The following is a 14,920-nucleotide window of genomic DNA, read 5'->3' as shown; positions in this document are numbered from 1 at the left end:
TCATGCAAAAAAAAATAAAAACCTTAAAAGGTAAAGTTATAAGTAATAAAATGCAAAAATCTATCATTGTTCATATTAATAGATTAATAAAACATCCTATATATGGTAAATATATTAATCGTACTACAAAATTACATGTACATGATGAAAAAAATATATGTAATATTGGAGATTTAGTTGAGATTAAAGAATTTCGTCCAATATCTAAAACTAAATCTTGGATTTTAGTAAAAATTATAAAAAAATCAATAACCTAATTATAACATATTATTTAATAAATTTTAATAAAAATTTATTAAAATATATAATATATTATTTTCCATAATTAAAAAAAAAGATAAAATTATATGATACAAGAACATACAATATTAAATATTGCAGATAATTCAGGTGCAAAAAGTGTTATGTGTATCAAAGTATTAGGTGGATCACGACGTCGATATGCTAATATTGGAGATATTATTAAAGTTACTATTAAAGATGCAATACCTAGAGGTAAAGTAAAAAAAGGTGATGTATTAAAAGCAGTAATTGTAAGAACTAAAAAAGGGATAAGACGTTTTGATGGTTCAATTATACGTTTTGATAATAATGCTTGTGTATTATTAAATGATACTAATGAACAATTAATTGGTACAAGAATTTTTGGACCAATTACTAGAGAATTACGAAATGAAAAATTTATGAAAATTATTTCATTAGCTCCAGAAGTTATTTAAATTAATGAGATATAAAGAGATGAAAAGTAAATTACGTTGTAATGATGAAGTAATGATTTTAGTAGGAAAGGATAAAGGTAAAAAAGGTATAATTAAATATTTTATAAAAAAAAATTTTGTGGTTGTTAAAGGTATAAATTTTATAAAAAAACATAGTAAACCTAATCCTGCAATATCACATAAAGGAGGAATTATAACAAAAGAAGCAGCAATTCATATTTCAAATATAGCTATTTTTAATAGCAAAACAAATAAAATAGATAAAATAAAAATTAAATATTTAAAAGGAATTAAAAAAAGATTTTTTAAATCAAATAATGAAATTTTAAAATAAATTAAAGATAATATTAAATGTTAAAATTATATAATTTGTATAAAACAAAAATAGTTAAAAAATTAATATTAGAATTTAAATATACTTCTATTATGCAGGTACCTTGTATTAAAAAAATTACTTTAAATATGGGTGTTGGTAAAGTTATTCTTGATAAAAAACATTTAGATAATGCTATTAATGATTTGATGCTTATTAGTGGTCAAAAACCATTAATTACTAAATCACGTAAATCTATAGCTAGTTTTAAAATTAGAAAAGGATATCCTATCGGGTGTAAAGTCACGTTAAGAAAAACAAGAATGTGGGATTTTTTTGATCGTTTATTATTAATTGTATTACCTAGAATAAGAGATTTTAGAGGTTTATCAAAAAAATCTTTTGATAAAAATGGTAATTATAGTATTGGTATAAAAGAACAAATCATTTTTCCAGAAATTAATTTTGATAAAATAGATTATTTAAGAGGATTAGATATTACAATAACTACAAACAAAATTTCAAATAAAGAAAGTTATGCATTATTTAAAGCATTTAATTTCCCATTTAGATCTTAAATAAAGGTTTTATATGACTAAAGAATGTATTAAAGCACGTGAATTAAAACGTATAAAATTAGGAAAAAAATTTTTTTTAAAAAGAAAAAAATTAAAAAAAATTATTTCTGATATAAATACATCTAATACATCTCGTTTAGATGCTATTTTTAAATTACAATCTTTACCTAGAGATTCTAGTTTATCTAGACAAAGAAATAGATGTAAATTAACTGGTAGACCACATGCGTTTCTCAGAAAATTTGGGTTAAGTAGAATAAAATTAAGAGAAGCTGCAATGAAGGGAGATATACCTGGGTTAAAAAAATCTAGTTGGTAATTTTATACTTTTAAAAAAAATATAGGATCATATTAATATGAGTATACAAAATCCTGTTGCAGATATGGTTACAAGAATACGTAATGGTCAATTATCCTTTAAATCTAAAATTATTATGCAATATTCAAAATTTAAAAAATCTATTGCTGAAATTTTAAAAAATGAAGGTTATATAAAAAATTATAGTATTATAAAAAATAATAATACTTTATTAGAAATTAATTTAAAATATTTTAAGGGTAAAGGTGTTATAGAAAAAATACAATGTATTAGTCGCCCGGGATTAAGAATTTATAAAAAAAAAAGGAACTTACCTAAGGTAATATCTGGTTTAGGTATTGCAATTATTTCAACATCAAAAGGACTTATGACTGATTATTATGCAAGACATTATGGATTAGGTGGGGAAGTTATATGTTATGTGTCTTAAAGAGGTACATTAATTAATGTCTAGAATAGCAAAAAAATTAATTATTATTCCTGATAATATTAAAGTTTTTATTAAAAAACAAACTATAAGCATAATGGGTAATAATAAAATATTAAAAAATATTTTTAATAAAAATGTAAAAATTATATTAAATAATAATAAAATATCATTTATACCTAAAATTAAATGTAAAAATGGATGGGCTCAAGCTGGAACAGTTCGTTCTTTAGTAAATTCTATGATTATTGGAATTACAAAAGGTTTTAAAAAAAAATTAATATTATCTGGTGTGGGATATAAATTTTCTATTAAAAACAATATATTATATTTAATGATTGGTTTTTCACATACAATATCATATACCATACCTGATGGTATTTTTGGAAAATGTTTAAATTCAAATGAAATTATTTTAAAAGGAATAAATAAGCAATTATTAGGACAAGTAGCTGCAAATATCAGATCTTATCGCCCTCCAGAACCATACAAAGGAAAAGGAATTCGTTATGATAATGAAATTATCAAAATAAAAGAAACCAAGAAAAAATAGTATTTATAATAAGGTTTAAAATAATGAATGTTAAAAAAAATTCTCGTATACGTAGAGCGACGAAATTTCGTAAAAATTTACAAAAATTTAACAATATACGTTTGTTAATACATCGTACCTCAAGACATATATATGCTCAAATAATTTCAAAAGATAATAAAATTTTAGTAACAGCTTCAACTTTAGAAAAAAAAATAAGAAAAAAATTAAAATATACAGGTAATATTAAAGCTTCTATATTAATAGGTATTAAAATAGCAAAAAGATCTATTAAAAAAGGTATTTTAAGTGTATCATTTGATCGATCTGGTTTTAAATATCATGGACGTATTAAAGCATTAGCAAATTCTGCACGTAATACAGGTTTAAATTTTTAATTAATTTAAAAAAGAAAAATATTTATGAATATTTATGATGATAAAAATCAAAATAATGAATTAAAAGAAAAATTAATTACTGTTAATAGAGTATCTAAAACAGTTAAAGGTGGTCGTGTGTTTTCTTTTACAGCTTTAACAGTAGTAGGTAATGGCAAAGGAAGAATAGGTTTTGGATATGGTAAGGCTAAAGAAGTACCTAGTGCAATACAAAAAGCCATGGAAAAAGCTAAAAAAAACATGATTAATATTTTTATAAAAAATAATACAATACAATATCCTATTAAAGGATATCATACTGGTTCTTTTGTTTATATACAACCAGCATCTGAAGGAACTGGTATTATAGCTGGGGGAGCTATGAGAGCAGTATTAGAAGTAGTTGGAATTTATAATGTTTTAGCTAAAGCATATGGATCTACTAATCCTATTAATATTGTTAAAGCAACTATGAAAGGATTATCTAACATTCATTCATTAAAAATGATTGCAGCTAAAAGAAATAAGACTATAGAAGAAATAAAAAGGAATATAATAAATGTTAAAAATAATTAAAATTACACAAATTAAAAGTTCTATTGGTAGATTACCTAAACATAAAGCAATTTTAAATAGTTTAGGATTAAAACGTATCAGACATACTGTTATTAAAAATAACAAACCACATATCTTGGGTATGATTAAAAAAATTTCTTATATGATTAAGGTTATATATTAATATGTATTTAAATAAATTATTTTATAATATTAAAAAAAATAAAAAAAGATTAGGAAGAGGCATAGGTTCAGGTAAAGGTAAAACTAGTGGTAGAGGTCATAAAGGACAAAAATCTCGTTCTGGATATAATATTAATAAAACATTTGAGGGAGGACAAAGTCCATTACATAGAAGATTACCTAAGTTTGGTTTTAAATCAAAAAAAAAAATGTTTTTTAAAGAAATTAGATTAAGTGATTTAAATAAAATTAATGGAAGTTATATTAATTTAAATACTTTAAAATCTAGTAAAATAATTAGTAAAAAAATTAAATATATTAAAATTATTAATACAGGAAATATAGATAGTCCTAAAAAAATTATTAAATTAAATTGTACAAAAAACGTAAAAATAATAATTAAAAAATTAGGTGGAATAATCGAGGAATAAAAAATAAATGATTAAATCATTTAACCAAATAAATTTTCAAAGTACTAAAAATGGTCTTCTTGAATTAAAAGAAAGATTTCTTTTTTTTATAAGTTCTATAATAATTTTTCGTATAGGTTCTTTTATACCAATTCCTGGAATTAACACTAGCATATTACATGCATTAATTTTAAAACAGCATGGTAATATTATAGATATGTTTAATATGTTTTCAGGAGGTGCTTTAAGTAGATCATCAATTTTTGCTTTGGGAGTTATGCCTTATATATCTGCTTCTATAATAATACAAATTTTAACATCACTTCATCCTTTTTTTATTTCTTTAAAAAAAGAGGGTGATACTGGGAAAAAAAAAATTAATAAATATACTAAGTATAGTACATTAGTTTTATCTATATTGCAAGCAATAGGAATAACTTTTGGATTATCTCGTTTTACAGGTATTAAAAATTTAATAATAAATCCTGGTATTTATTTTTATACAGTTTCTGTTATAAGTTTAATTACAGGTACTATATTTTTAATGTGGTTGGGTAGACAAATAACAAAAAGAGGTATTGGTAATGGAGTATCTATAATTATAGTAATAGGAATATTATCTTCTTTACCTTCTACAGTTAATAGAATAATTTTACAAATAAAATTAGGCAATTTAAATTTTTTTAATGTTTTTATAATATTTTTATTTATATTTTTAATTACTTTATTTATTGTTTTTATAGAAAAAGGACAAAGAAAAATAACAGTACAGTACGCTAGAAAATATTATGGAAAACAAAATTACAATATGCAACAATATACTCACTTACCATTAAAAATTAACATGTCTGGAGTAATACCAGCAATATTTTCTTCTAGTATTATTTTATTAATTTCTACCATATTTACATGGTTTAGTCATATTTTTCATTATAATTGGATGCAAAATATTGCTATGTCTTTACAACCTAGACAATTGATATATCTCATATTATACGTATTATCAATTATATTTTTCTGTTTTTTTTATACTTTTTTAATTTTTAGTCCTAAAGAAACTGCAAATAATTTAAAAAAATCAGGTGCTTATATTTCTGGAATTCGTCCAGGAGAACAAACATCTAAATATATTAAAAAAATACTCATGAGATTAACATTAATTGGAAGTTTATATATTACATTTATATGTCTTATTCCTGAATTTTTACGTAATATTATTGTTATGCCTTTTTATTTTAGTGGTACATCATTACTTATAGTTATAGTTGTAATTATAGATTTTATTACACAAATTCAAACGCTAATTATGTCTACTCAATATGAATCTATACTCAAAAAAATAAATTTTAAAAATTAATTTAACAAAAATTATATTATAATATTTGGGAGATAAAAAAATGAAAGTTCGTACTTCAATAAAAAAAATATGTCGTAATTGTAAAATAATTCGTAGGAATAGAATAATACATGTTGTTTGTAAAACAGATCCTAAACATAAACAACGTCAAGGATAATTGAATTTTATATATTTTAAATATTATATTAAAATAAAGGAAAAATATATGATTCGTATAGCTGGAATAAATATTCCTGATAATAAACGTATTATAATAGCTTTAAAATATATTTATGGTATTGGTACATCTAATGCTTCTTATATATGTAAAATAATAAATATTTCTGAAAATATTAAAATTAATCAACTTTCAAAAGAAAAAATAGATTTATTAAGAAATACTATATCAAAATTTCAAATAGAAGGAGATTTAAGAAGAAGTGTTAATTTAAATATTAAAAGATTAGTTGATTTAGGTTGTTATAGAGGATTACGTCATAGAAAAGGATTACCTGTAAGAGGACAACGTACTAAAACTAATGCTCGTACTAGAAAAAAATTACATAAATATTTAAAAAAATAAAATTATATTAGGTATATATAATGAAAAAAAAATCTTTAAATTTAAAAAAAAATTTTAAAAAAAATATATTAGATGGTATAGCACATATACATGCTTCATTTAACAATACTATTGTTACTATTACTGATAGACAAGGTAATTCATTAGGATGTGCTACAGCAGGAGGATCTGGTTTTAGAGGATCTAGAAAATCTACTCCCTTTGCAGCACAAGTAGCTGCTGAAAAATGTGCAGAAATAGTTAAAAATTATGGTATTAAAAATTTGGAAGTTATGGTTAAAGGTCCAGGTCCTGGGAGAGAATCTACTATTAGAGCATTAAATAATGCTGGTTTTAAAATTACAAATATTACAGATGTTACACCTATTCCTCATAATGGATGTAGACCTCCAAAAAAAAGAAGAGTATAAATAATTTTTTATTTTAAATAAATTTAGATATATTAGGAATATATAATGGCTAAATATTTAGGACCAAAATTAAAATTATGTAGAAGAGAGGGAACTGATTTATTTTTAAAATCTAATGTCCGTTCTATTGATACTAAATGTAAATTAGAACAATTTCCTGGACAACATGGTTTAAAAAAATCTAGATTATCTGATTATGGGATACAATTAAGAGAAAAACAAAAACTACGTAGATTATATGGTATATTAGAACGTCAATTTCATAATTATTATAAAAAAGCCTCTCGTATAAAAGGTAATACTGGTTTAAATTTACTATGTTTATTAGAAAAAAGATTAGATAATGTTGTTTATAGAATGGGTTTTGGTGTTACAAGAGCTGAAGCTAGACAATTAATTTCTCATAAATCTGTAAAAATTAATAATAATATTGTTAATATTGCTTCTTATCAAGTATCTATAAATGATAAAATATCAATATGTGAAAAATCTAGAAAACAATTAAGAGTAAATGCATCAATTGATTTATTTTCTCAAAGAGAGAAACCTAATTGGTTAGAAGTTAATTTTAAAAACATGGAGGGAATTTTTAAACGTCTTCCTGAACGTTCTGATTTACCTGCAGATATTAATGAACATTTAATTATTGAGTTATATTCTAAATAATTTTTAATAAGAGAGTGAGTGTATAAATGGATCAAAATTCCGTAACAGAATTTTTAAAACCTAAATTAGTAGATATTAAACATGTTAATCAATTTACTGCAAAAGTTGTTTTAGAACCTTTAGAAGGTGGTTTTGGTCATACCTTAGGAAATGCATTAAGACGTATTTTATTATCTTCTATGCCTGGTTATGCAATAACAGAAGTAGAAATAGAGGGTATTTTACATGAATATAGTACTAAAGAAGGTATTAAAGAAGATATTATTGAAATATTATTAAATTTAAAACAATTATCTATACAAATAGAAAATAATAAAAAAGAAGTAATTTTAACTTTAAATAAAACAGGTATTGGTGTTGTTAAAGCATCTGATATTGAACATAGTAGTGATATTAAAATTATTAATCCAAATCACATTATTTGTAATATTACTAATATAAATACATCTATTAATATAACTATGAAGGTAGAATTAGGTAGAGGATATATTGCTGCACATACAAGAATAAATAATAATATTCATAATAATACTAAAATAGGTAGATTATTACTAGATGCATCTTTTAGTCCTATTAAAAGAATAATATATAATGTAGAATCAGCAAGAGTTAAACAAAGAACAGATTTGGATAAATTAATAATAGAAATAGAAACAAACGGAACTATTGATCCAGAACAAGCTATTAGAAAAGCAGCTACAATTTTAGCTAAACAATTAGAATCATTTATAAATTTAGAAGATATTAAAAAAGAAATAAAAATTAAAGAAGAAAAACCTAAATTTGATCCTATTTTATTGCGTTCAGTAGATGATTTAGAATTAACAGTTCGTTCTGCTAATTGTTTAAAAACTGAATTTATTCATTTAATTGGTGATCTAGTACAAAGAACAGAAGTAGAATTATTAAAAACACCTAATTTAGGAAAAAAATCTTTAACAGAAATAAAAGATATATTAGCTTCTAGAGGATTATCATTAGGAATGAGATTAGATGATTGGCCTCCAAAAAATATAAATAATAAAAATAATAAATAATTTAATTGGATAAACAAATATGCGTCATCGTAAAAAAGGTCGTTATTTTAATAGAAATAGTGCTCATAGATTAGCAATGTTATATAATATGGCTAACGCATTAATTAATTATGAAATTATCAAAACAACTTTATCAAAAGCTAAAGAACTTAGAATAATTATAGAACCAATTATTACTATGGCAAAAAAAAATAATATTGCTAGTAGAAGATTAGTACGTTCTAAATTAAAAAATAAAAAAAATATAAATAAACTTTTTAATATTATTATTCCAAAATTTCAAAATATATTAGGTGGTTACACACGTATTATAAAATGTGGTTTTCGTAATGGAGATAGAGCACCTATGGCTTATATAGAATTAATAGAAAGAAAAAAAATAATAAAAAAAACAAAAAAGATTATGTAATTACATAATCTTTTTTAAAAAGATTTTTATATTGATTATCATTTAGAAAATTTTGAATATTCATTTGTTTTTTACCACTAGGTTGAATAATTTGAATATTTAAAATTCCATTTATAGTATTTATTTGTATACCATATTTATTTGCAGATAAAATTGTTCCAGGTTTTTTATCAATATAATTATTATTATTTAGATTTGCAATTACCTCTGCTTGCCAAACTTTAAATCTTTTCTTCTTTATAAAGAAGAAAGTACCTGGTTTAGGATTAAATGCACGTATCATACATTCTAATTTTTTAGCGGGTAATTTCCAATCTAATTTACATTCTGTTTTAGATATTTTTTTTGCATATGTAGGTTTAATTATATTAATATTTTGAGATTTAAGTTTTATTTGTTTACCTTTTGAAATTTTATTTAATATCAATAATAATCCTTGTAATCCTAAAATTGCTAATTTTTTATATACAGATCCATATGTATCATATAATAAAATACTATATTCCATCTGATAGATAATATCTCCCTGATCTAAAAAATCATTAATTTTGATTATACTAATTCCAGTTTTCAAATCATTAGCTAATAGTGCTCTTTGTATAGGTGCTGCCCCCCTCCATCTAGGTAATAATGATGCATGTACATTCATACAAAATATTTTTGGAATATTTAATATTATATTAGGAATTAATAACCCATAATCTACAACAATTATAATATCACATTTATAATTACTAATTTTTTTAATTAAAGATATTGAATGTAAATTTTTTGGTTGTAAAATATTAATTTTATATTTTAAAGCTATTTTTTTGATAGGATTAAAAGTTAATTTATATCCTCTATTAGCATAAGTATCTGGTTTTGTAATAATACAAGATATTGTATAAGCATTTTGTATTAAACCTTTTAAATGATAAGCAGCAAATTTTGAAGTACCTATAAAAATTATTTTGATTTTTTTTTTATTCATTTTATATAATTGTATTTCTTAATAAATATTATTTTTTAATTAATTTTATTCATTTTATCATAAATTCTTTGATATTTTAAATTTGATAGATAATCAATAAATAAAATTCCATTTAAATGATCTATTTCATGTTGTATACATGAAGATAATAAATATTTTGCTTCTAATTCAATATTTTTATTCATTAAATTTTTAGCTCTAATTTTTATTTTTTTGTATCTTAAAATAAAATATTGTTGTTCTATAGGTATAGAAAGACAACCTTCTTTACTTTCAATTTGAGATTTATCAAATTCTATAATTTGTGGATTAATTAATATTAAAGGATTATTTTTTTTTATAGTTATATCAATAACTATAATTCGTTTATTTATTCCTATTTGTGTTGCTGCTAATCCAATACCATTATAAAAATACATTGTTTTAAGCATATTATTAACCAATAATTTAACATTGTCATCTATTGTTTTTATAGATTTTGCTATTTTTCTTAATTTTTCGTTAGGAAAATATAATAATTTCATTATAGACATAATGATACTTATTGAAACATAAAATAATTATTTTTATAATATATCAGAAATTTTAATTTTTTTTTTAAATATGTAAAAAAATAATAAATATTAAATTTTTTATTAATTTATTTAAATTAAATAAAATTATAATATAATTCATTAAATTTATATTAAAAATTAAAATTTAATTCTTATTTTTAATAAGAAAAAATATAAATTATTTTTTATAAAATAAATAGTATAAATAAAAAAATTAATAAAAATTAATTTTAAATATAATTAATATAAAAATTTACTAATTTAAAAAATTTTTATTTAATTTATTATAATAAATTATATTAATTTTATCTATATTTATTAATATAAAATTTAATAAAAATAAAAATTTTAATTTTATTTTCATATATATTAATAATAATCACTAAATAAAAAATTTGTAATTTTTATAAAATTTTTATATCTATAAATTTAAATATTTTAAGAAATAAAAATTATCTAATTTATAAAAAATTAAAAAAATAATTTTTATTTACTTAGATATTTATAAAGGATAAATTAAATATGAAATTATTTGCATTATTTGGTAATCCTATAGAACATAGTAAATCTCATATAATACATAAATTATTTGCTAAACAAATAGGAATAGAACAAAAATATATAAAAATAAAAGTATCAACAAATTCTTTTTCTACATCAATTATAAATTTTTTTAAAAATGGAGGCTTAGGAGCTAATATTACTGTTCCCTTTAAAAGGGAAGCATATCAAATATGTGATTTACTAACAAATAGAGCTAAATTTTCAGGTGTTGTTAATACAATGAAAATTTTAAATGATCATAAAATTTTAGGAGATAATACAGATGGAATAGGTTTACTACAAGATTTACAAAATTTAAAGTATATTACTTCAAAAAGTAATATTTTACTTTTAGGAGCAGGTGGGGCTGCACAAGGAATTATATATCCATTAATTAAATTTGGTTGTAAAATTACGATTGTAAATCGCACATATCAAAATGCTAAAAATATTATTCAACATTTTAAAAAAAATAAAAATATTAATTGTTTAAAAATTGAAAATTTATCAAAATATCCTTATAACAAAACATATTATGATATTATCATTAATGCTACTTCCAGTAGTATGAAAGGAGATATAATAAATATTCCTATATCAGTTATTAATTCTAATATTTTTTGTTATGATCTTTTTTATAATAATAATAATACACCATTTTTGAAATGGTGTATTTCTCAGGGAGTAAAAAATATATCTGATGGTATTGGAATGTTAATTGAACAAGCTGCATATTCTTTTTATTTATGGCACGATATAATGCCAGATACAAAAAAAGTATTAATGAATATAAAAAAAATTAATTAGTATATAAAAAATATTATATATATAAAAGGATAAATTAATGAATTATAAATTACCAAAATTATTATATAAATATTCTGATTTAGAACCATTTTTTGATACAAGAACAATGGAAATACATCATACTAAACATCATCAAAATTATATTAATAATACTAATTTAGTGCTTAAACAAAATAATGTTAGAGATTTAAAAATAAATGAATTAATATCTAATTTAGATAATATTTCTATTCCTATATCTCAAAAAATATTTTTACGTAATAATGCAGGAGGGCATGCTAATCATAGTTTTTTTTGGAAAATTTTAAAAAAAAATACGAAACCTAATAATATTATATTAAATATTTTAAAAGATGAATTTATAAATTTTGAAAATTTTAAAAAAAATTTTGAAGAAAAAGCGCTAAAATTTTTTGGATCAGGGTGGATATGGTTAATTAAAACAAAAAATTCTTTAAAAATTATTACTACAATTAATCAAGATAATCCACTTATGTTTTTAGATGATAAAAAAGAACCTATAGGTTATCCTTTAATAGGGTTAGATTTATGGGAACATGCATATTATTTAAAATACCAAAATAATAAAAATTTATATATTAAATCTTTTTGGAATGTTTTAAATTGGGATAAAGTATTACAATTATTCTTAAGTAAATAAGAATATGATGTATTTTATTTATATAAATAAAATACATCATTTATATAAAATATGTATTTATGTATATATTATCTTCAAAGAATAAATTTAGTATTTCTTTTTATAAGAAAATAATATTTTTATATTTTATGATTAAAAAATTAAAAATTTATAAAAATAATTATAAAATTATTATCGAAAAAAAAATTTAATTTTAATCTATTTAATATAATTTTATAAATATTATTAAATTTAATTAGTAAGATATTATAGTTTTTTAAAAAAATAAAGTATCACATAAGATTATAAAATATTTAAAAATATTAAAATATATAGAAAATAAGAAACTAAAAATTTAAAATTCATATTAAAATATCAAAAAATGTTTAATATTTATTAATTTTTTAGTATAGTAATTTTATACTATTAATTTTAAATAAAATTATCTTAAATATATTTAGAGAATAACATTTTAATATTTTAAATTCTTTAAAAAAATTAAATAATAAAAAAAATAATAATTTTTTTAATAATTAATTATTTAGAAAAATATAAATTTTATGTTATTATATTATTATAAATAATATTGAATTAATAAAAAATTATGCAATAAATAAATTAAAATTTGGAATACTTATAATACATTATATCAATTTAAATGAAATTATATTTTATAATTAAATTTATAAATATGAATGTAAAATTTATTTATAATTTTGTATTCAAAATTTTAGTTTTTAAAAATTAAAATTTAAATAACATTTTTATATAATTAATAAAATATTAAAGTTTTTATTTAACAAAATAAATATAATAAATGAAAAAAATTATTTATAAATTCTACTAAAAATTAAATTTAAATAAATTTATTAAAATTTAAATTTAAATTTTAATATTCTTTTATCATATTAAAAATAATACATTTTATATTATTTAATAATTTTATGATTATAGATATTTATAAAATATTTAACTTAAATTATACATAATTTATTATATCTAAATTAGTTATAATAATTATAATTAATTAATTAAATTCTATATATTGTATAGTTTTGATTTAAAACTAAATTTAAGTATTTTATAAAAAAATTATTAATGGCACTAACACACACCTACTTATATTATCATTTTAAATGGAGTACTATAAAGAAGTATATTTATTAATACATATTTTATTATTTTAAATTTTTTATTTCTTTAAGCATATATTCATAATTATTTTTTATAATTTTTATACTTTTAATATTAATTAAATTTTATTTATTAAGTTTATTAAATACTATTTTTATAAAAAATTTTAATTTTATTAATTTTTATTTTAATTTAAAAAAATAGGTTTATAATTTTAAATCAATATTTTAATAAAATTATTTATCCTGCAATTTGTTTAGCACGTATCTCTGCTAAAGTTTTACAATCAATACATAAATTTGCTGTTGGTTGTGCTTCTAATCTTTTTAATCCAATTTCAATTCCGCAACAATCACAATAACCAAAATTTTTAGTATCAAATTTTTTTAATGTTATTTCAATTTTTTTTATTAATTTTCTTTCTCTATCTCTATTACGTAATTCTAAATTAAATTCTTCTTCTTGTGTTGCTCTATCTATAGGATCAGGAAAATTAGATGTTTCATCTTTAATATAAGAAACTGTATTATTAATTTTTTTATTTATTTTATTTCTCCATGATTCTAATATTTTTTTAAAATGTGATAATTGTTTTTTATTCATATATTTTTCATTAGGTTTTAATTTATATGGTGAAACTCCAGAAAAAGACAAAATATTTAAAGATGATAAAAAGTTATTATTTTTTTTCATTAATTTTCCAATATTTTTTTAATTTGATCTACAAAAAATAAAAACTAATAAATTTATTATTAAATGTTATAAGTTATAATAATATAATAATAATATTCTTTATTTTTGTATATATTTTTATTATTTTGAAATAATATTTATTTACTTGTAAAAGAAATATATTTACTATATAATAGTAAAAATTTATGAGTAATTGAATAATTTTTTATCAAATTTATTAAAATTATTAAAAATAATATTTATTTATATAGGAATATTAAATTTATGCAACATAAAACTAATATAATAAATTTAAATGATAAAAACTTCGAAAAAGAAATACAAAAAGAAAATTTAGTTTTAGTCGATTTTTGGGCTGAATGGTGTAATCCATGTAAAATTTTTTCGAAAATATTAGAAGAAGTATCATTAGAATATAAAAATGTTATTTTTACTAAATTAAATATTGAATATTATAAATCCATAGTAGAAAAATATAATATTCGTAGTATACCAACAATTTTATTATTTAAAAATGGAAATATTGTCGATAAAATAATTGGTTCTATAACTACAATACAATTAAAAAATTTTTTAAATAAACATTTAAAATAATATGTTGAAATTTAGTATAAATTTTTTTAAAGAGGATGGATAGGTATTGTTATGAGTATATTATTTTTAATAAATAAAATAATAAAAATTTAATTAAGATTTATAAATAACAATGTTATTTTAATTAA

24 protein-coding genes are annotated in these 14,920 nt (G+C 19.3%); 21 read left to right on the top strand and 3 right to left on the bottom strand.

Translation table 11 applies throughout. The features are described 5' to 3' along the window. Positions 1-2: 2 nt before the first annotated feature. The 18 genes from rpsQ to rplQ all read left to right on the top strand — a co-directional run bounded on the left by rpsQ (position 3) and on the right by rplQ (position 8,854). Entirely contained in the window at positions 3-257 is a 255-nt protein-coding gene (rpsQ, locus tag GJT93_RS01325; RefSeq protein ID WP_168821817.1) for a 30S ribosomal protein S17, read from the top strand. Positions 258-347: 90 nt separating this feature from the next. Further along, positions 348-719 (top strand): 50S ribosomal protein L14, encoded by a 372-nt coding sequence (rplN, locus tag GJT93_RS01320; RefSeq protein WP_168821816.1) that lies wholly within the window; start codon positions 348-350, stop codon positions 717-719. Between the two features lie 19 nt (positions 720-738). Then, positions 739-1,053, top strand: a complete 315-nt coding sequence (gene rplX, locus GJT93_RS01315) for a 50S ribosomal protein L24 (RefSeq protein WP_168821987.1) — start codon at positions 739-741, stop codon at positions 1,051-1,053. 17 nt (positions 1,054-1,070) lie between these two features. Then, positions 1,071-1,610: a 50S ribosomal protein L5 gene (gene rplE / locus GJT93_RS01310; protein ID WP_168821815.1), complete on the top strand. Its 540-nt coding sequence runs from the start codon at positions 1,071-1,073 to the stop codon at positions 1,608-1,610. A 13-nt stretch (positions 1,611-1,623) separates the two neighbouring features. Continuing rightward, positions 1,624-1,929 (top strand): 30S ribosomal protein S14, encoded by a 306-nt coding sequence (gene rpsN / locus GJT93_RS01305; RefSeq protein ID WP_168821814.1) that lies wholly within the window; start codon positions 1,624-1,626, stop codon positions 1,927-1,929. A gap of 37 nt (positions 1,930-1,966) precedes the next feature. Beyond that, positions 1,967-2,359: a 30S ribosomal protein S8 gene (gene rpsH / locus GJT93_RS01300; RefSeq protein ID WP_168821813.1), complete on the top strand. Its 393-nt coding sequence runs from the start codon at positions 1,967-1,969 to the stop codon at positions 2,357-2,359. A 16-nt stretch (positions 2,360-2,375) separates the two neighbouring features. After that, positions 2,376-2,909 (top strand): 50S ribosomal protein L6, encoded by a 534-nt coding sequence (gene rplF / locus GJT93_RS01295; protein ID WP_168821812.1) that lies wholly within the window; start codon positions 2,376-2,378, stop codon positions 2,907-2,909. After that, entirely contained in the window at positions 2,906-3,286 is a 381-nt protein-coding gene (gene rplR, locus GJT93_RS01290) for a 50S ribosomal protein L18 (protein ID WP_425483319.1), read from the top strand. The genes rplF and rplR overlap by 4 nt, the downstream gene beginning before the upstream one ends. A 24-nt stretch (positions 3,287-3,310) precedes the next feature. Then, positions 3,311-3,841 carry a 30S ribosomal protein S5 gene (gene rpsE, locus GJT93_RS01285; RefSeq protein ID WP_168821810.1) on the top strand — a complete coding sequence of 177 codons (531 nt, stop codon included), beginning with the start codon at positions 3,311-3,313 and terminating at the stop codon, positions 3,839-3,841. Continuing rightward, a complete protein-coding gene (gene rpmD, locus GJT93_RS01280) occupies positions 3,825-4,004 on the top strand; it encodes a 50S ribosomal protein L30 (protein WP_168821809.1) in 180 nt (59 codons plus the stop codon). Before rpsE ends, rpmD begins: the two co-directional genes overlap by 17 nt. 1 nt (position 4,005) lies before the next feature. Further along, positions 4,006-4,434 carry a 50S ribosomal protein L15 gene (gene rplO, locus GJT93_RS01275; RefSeq protein ID WP_168821808.1) on the top strand — a complete coding sequence of 143 codons (429 nt, stop codon included), beginning with the start codon at positions 4,006-4,008 and terminating at the stop codon, positions 4,432-4,434. Positions 4,435-4,441: 7 nt separating this feature from the next. Then, a complete protein-coding gene (gene secY / locus GJT93_RS01270; protein ID WP_168821807.1) occupies positions 4,442-5,770 on the top strand; it encodes a preprotein translocase subunit SecY in 1,329 nt (442 codons plus the stop codon). Between the two features lie 40 nt (positions 5,771-5,810). Further along, positions 5,811-5,927, top strand: a complete 117-nt coding sequence (rpmJ, locus tag GJT93_RS01265) for a 50S ribosomal protein L36 (protein ID WP_168821806.1) — start codon at positions 5,811-5,813, stop codon at positions 5,925-5,927. Positions 5,928-5,975: 48 nt separating this feature from the next. After that, positions 5,976-6,332 carry a 30S ribosomal protein S13 gene (gene rpsM / locus GJT93_RS01260; RefSeq protein WP_168821805.1) on the top strand — a complete coding sequence of 119 codons (357 nt, stop codon included), beginning with the start codon at positions 5,976-5,978 and terminating at the stop codon, positions 6,330-6,332. A gap of 20 nt (positions 6,333-6,352) precedes the next feature. After that, positions 6,353-6,742, top strand: coding sequence for a 30S ribosomal protein S11 (rpsK, locus tag GJT93_RS01255; RefSeq protein WP_168821804.1), 390 nt, complete (start codon positions 6,353-6,355; stop codon positions 6,740-6,742). A gap of 45 nt (positions 6,743-6,787) precedes the next feature. Then, positions 6,788-7,408, top strand: coding sequence for a 30S ribosomal protein S4 (gene rpsD / locus GJT93_RS01250; RefSeq protein WP_168821803.1), 621 nt, complete (start codon positions 6,788-6,790; stop codon positions 7,406-7,408). 26 nt (positions 7,409-7,434) lie between these two features. After that, positions 7,435-8,445 (top strand): DNA-directed RNA polymerase subunit alpha, encoded by a 1,011-nt coding sequence (locus tag GJT93_RS01245; protein WP_168821802.1) that lies wholly within the window; start codon positions 7,435-7,437, stop codon positions 8,443-8,445. A 19-nt stretch (positions 8,446-8,464) separates the two neighbouring features. Then, positions 8,465-8,854 (top strand): 50S ribosomal protein L17, encoded by a 390-nt coding sequence (gene rplQ, locus GJT93_RS01240; protein WP_168821801.1) that lies wholly within the window; start codon positions 8,465-8,467, stop codon positions 8,852-8,854. On the opposite strand, the gene fmt is transcribed toward rplQ, so the two are convergent. Together fmt and def are read right to left on the bottom strand one after the other, a co-directional pair. Beyond that, the gene (fmt, locus tag GJT93_RS01235; RefSeq protein ID WP_168821800.1) at positions 8,847-9,827 is read right to left on the bottom strand and encodes a methionyl-tRNA formyltransferase; all 981 of its coding nucleotides are present in this window, start codon (positions 9,825-9,827) and stop codon (positions 8,847-8,849) included. The genes rplQ and fmt overlap by 8 nt on opposite strands. A 35-nt stretch (positions 9,828-9,862) precedes the next feature. Next, a complete protein-coding gene (gene def / locus GJT93_RS01230) occupies positions 9,863-10,360 on the bottom strand; it encodes a peptide deformylase (RefSeq protein WP_168821799.1) in 498 nt (165 codons plus the stop codon). Positions 10,361-10,903: 543 nt separating this feature from the next. Between def and aroE the strand changes: the two genes are divergently transcribed. Continuing rightward, on the top strand, positions 10,904-11,731 hold the full coding sequence (gene aroE / locus GJT93_RS01225; protein ID WP_168821798.1) for a shikimate dehydrogenase: 828 nt from the start codon (positions 10,904-10,906) through the stop codon (positions 11,729-11,731). A gap of 37 nt (positions 11,732-11,768) precedes the next feature. Continuing rightward, positions 11,769-12,392, top strand: a complete 624-nt coding sequence (locus GJT93_RS01220; protein ID WP_168821797.1) for a Fe-Mn family superoxide dismutase — start codon at positions 11,769-11,771, stop codon at positions 12,390-12,392. A 1,353-nt stretch (positions 12,393-13,745) separates the two neighbouring features. Here the strand turns inward: GJT93_RS01220 and dksA are convergent. Next, positions 13,746-14,198 carry an RNA polymerase-binding protein DksA gene (dksA, locus tag GJT93_RS01215; RefSeq protein WP_168821796.1) on the bottom strand — a complete coding sequence of 151 codons (453 nt, stop codon included), beginning with the start codon at positions 14,196-14,198 and terminating at the stop codon, positions 13,746-13,748. Positions 14,199-14,462: 264 nt separating this feature from the next. Between dksA and trxA the strand changes: the two genes are divergently transcribed. Further along, on the top strand, positions 14,463-14,792 hold the full coding sequence (trxA, locus tag GJT93_RS01210) for a thioredoxin (RefSeq protein ID WP_168821795.1): 330 nt from the start codon (positions 14,463-14,465) through the stop codon (positions 14,790-14,792). The last annotated feature ends 128 nt before the right edge of the window (positions 14,793-14,920 follow it).

Source organism: Enterobacteriaceae endosymbiont of Donacia provostii, assembly GCF_012570145.1.
Taxonomy (GTDB): domain Bacteria; phylum Pseudomonadota; class Gammaproteobacteria; order Enterobacterales; family Enterobacteriaceae.
This window is presented reverse-complemented; position numbering and strand designations above follow the sequence as displayed.

What these genes read in the sequence shown, in the direction of transcription:
- rplO (WP_168821808.1), top strand. Translation starts at nt 4,006, where the DNA reads ATGTATTTAAATAAATTATTTTATAATATTAAAAAAAATAAAAAAAGA.
- rpsE (WP_168821810.1), top strand. Translation starts at nt 3,311, where the DNA reads ATGAATATTTATGATGATAAAAATCAAAATAATGAATTAAAAGAAAAA.
- dksA (WP_168821796.1), bottom strand. Translation starts at nt 14,198, where the DNA reads ATGAAAAAAAATAATAACTTTTTATCATCTTTAAATATTTTGTCTTTT.
- aroE (WP_168821798.1), top strand. Translation starts at nt 10,904, where the DNA reads ATGAAATTATTTGCATTATTTGGTAATCCTATAGAACATAGTAAATCT.
- trxA (WP_168821795.1), top strand. Translation starts at nt 14,463, where the DNA reads ATGCAACATAAAACTAATATAATAAATTTAAATGATAAAAACTTCGAA.
- GJT93_RS01245 (WP_168821802.1), top strand. Translation starts at nt 7,435, where the DNA reads ATGGATCAAAATTCCGTAACAGAATTTTTAAAACCTAAATTAGTAGAT.
- rpsQ (WP_168821817.1), top strand. Translation starts at nt 3, where the DNA reads ATGCAAAAAAAAATAAAAACCTTAAAAGGTAAAGTTATAAGTAATAAA.
- rpsH (WP_168821813.1), top strand. Translation starts at nt 1,967, where the DNA reads ATGAGTATACAAAATCCTGTTGCAGATATGGTTACAAGAATACGTAAT.
- rpsD (WP_168821803.1), top strand. Translation starts at nt 6,788, where the DNA reads ATGGCTAAATATTTAGGACCAAAATTAAAATTATGTAGAAGAGAGGGA.
- fmt (WP_168821800.1), bottom strand. Translation starts at nt 9,827, where the DNA reads ATGAATAAAAAAAAAATCAAAATAATTTTTATAGGTACTTCAAAATTT.
- GJT93_RS01220 (WP_168821797.1), top strand. Translation starts at nt 11,769, where the DNA reads ATGAATTATAAATTACCAAAATTATTATATAAATATTCTGATTTAGAA.
- rpmD (WP_168821809.1), top strand. Translation starts at nt 3,825, where the DNA reads ATGTTAAAAATAATTAAAATTACACAAATTAAAAGTTCTATTGGTAGA.
- rplF (WP_168821812.1), top strand. Translation starts at nt 2,376, where the DNA reads ATGTCTAGAATAGCAAAAAAATTAATTATTATTCCTGATAATATTAAA.
- rplE (WP_168821815.1), top strand. Translation starts at nt 1,071, where the DNA reads ATGTTAAAATTATATAATTTGTATAAAACAAAAATAGTTAAAAAATTA.
- secY (WP_168821807.1), top strand. Translation starts at nt 4,442, where the DNA reads ATGATTAAATCATTTAACCAAATAAATTTTCAAAGTACTAAAAATGGT.
- rplQ (WP_168821801.1), top strand. Translation starts at nt 8,465, where the DNA reads ATGCGTCATCGTAAAAAAGGTCGTTATTTTAATAGAAATAGTGCTCAT.
- rplN (WP_168821816.1), top strand. Translation starts at nt 348, where the DNA reads ATGATACAAGAACATACAATATTAAATATTGCAGATAATTCAGGTGCA.
- def (WP_168821799.1), bottom strand. Translation starts at nt 10,360, where the DNA reads ATGTCTATAATGAAATTATTATATTTTCCTAACGAAAAATTAAGAAAA.
- rpmJ (WP_168821806.1), top strand. Translation starts at nt 5,811, where the DNA reads ATGAAAGTTCGTACTTCAATAAAAAAAATATGTCGTAATTGTAAAATA.
- rpsM (WP_168821805.1), top strand. Translation starts at nt 5,976, where the DNA reads ATGATTCGTATAGCTGGAATAAATATTCCTGATAATAAACGTATTATA.
- rpsK (WP_168821804.1), top strand. Translation starts at nt 6,353, where the DNA reads ATGAAAAAAAAATCTTTAAATTTAAAAAAAAATTTTAAAAAAAATATA.
- rpsN (WP_168821814.1), top strand. Translation starts at nt 1,624, where the DNA reads ATGACTAAAGAATGTATTAAAGCACGTGAATTAAAACGTATAAAATTA.
- rplX (WP_168821987.1), top strand. Translation starts at nt 739, where the DNA reads ATGAAAAGTAAATTACGTTGTAATGATGAAGTAATGATTTTAGTAGGA.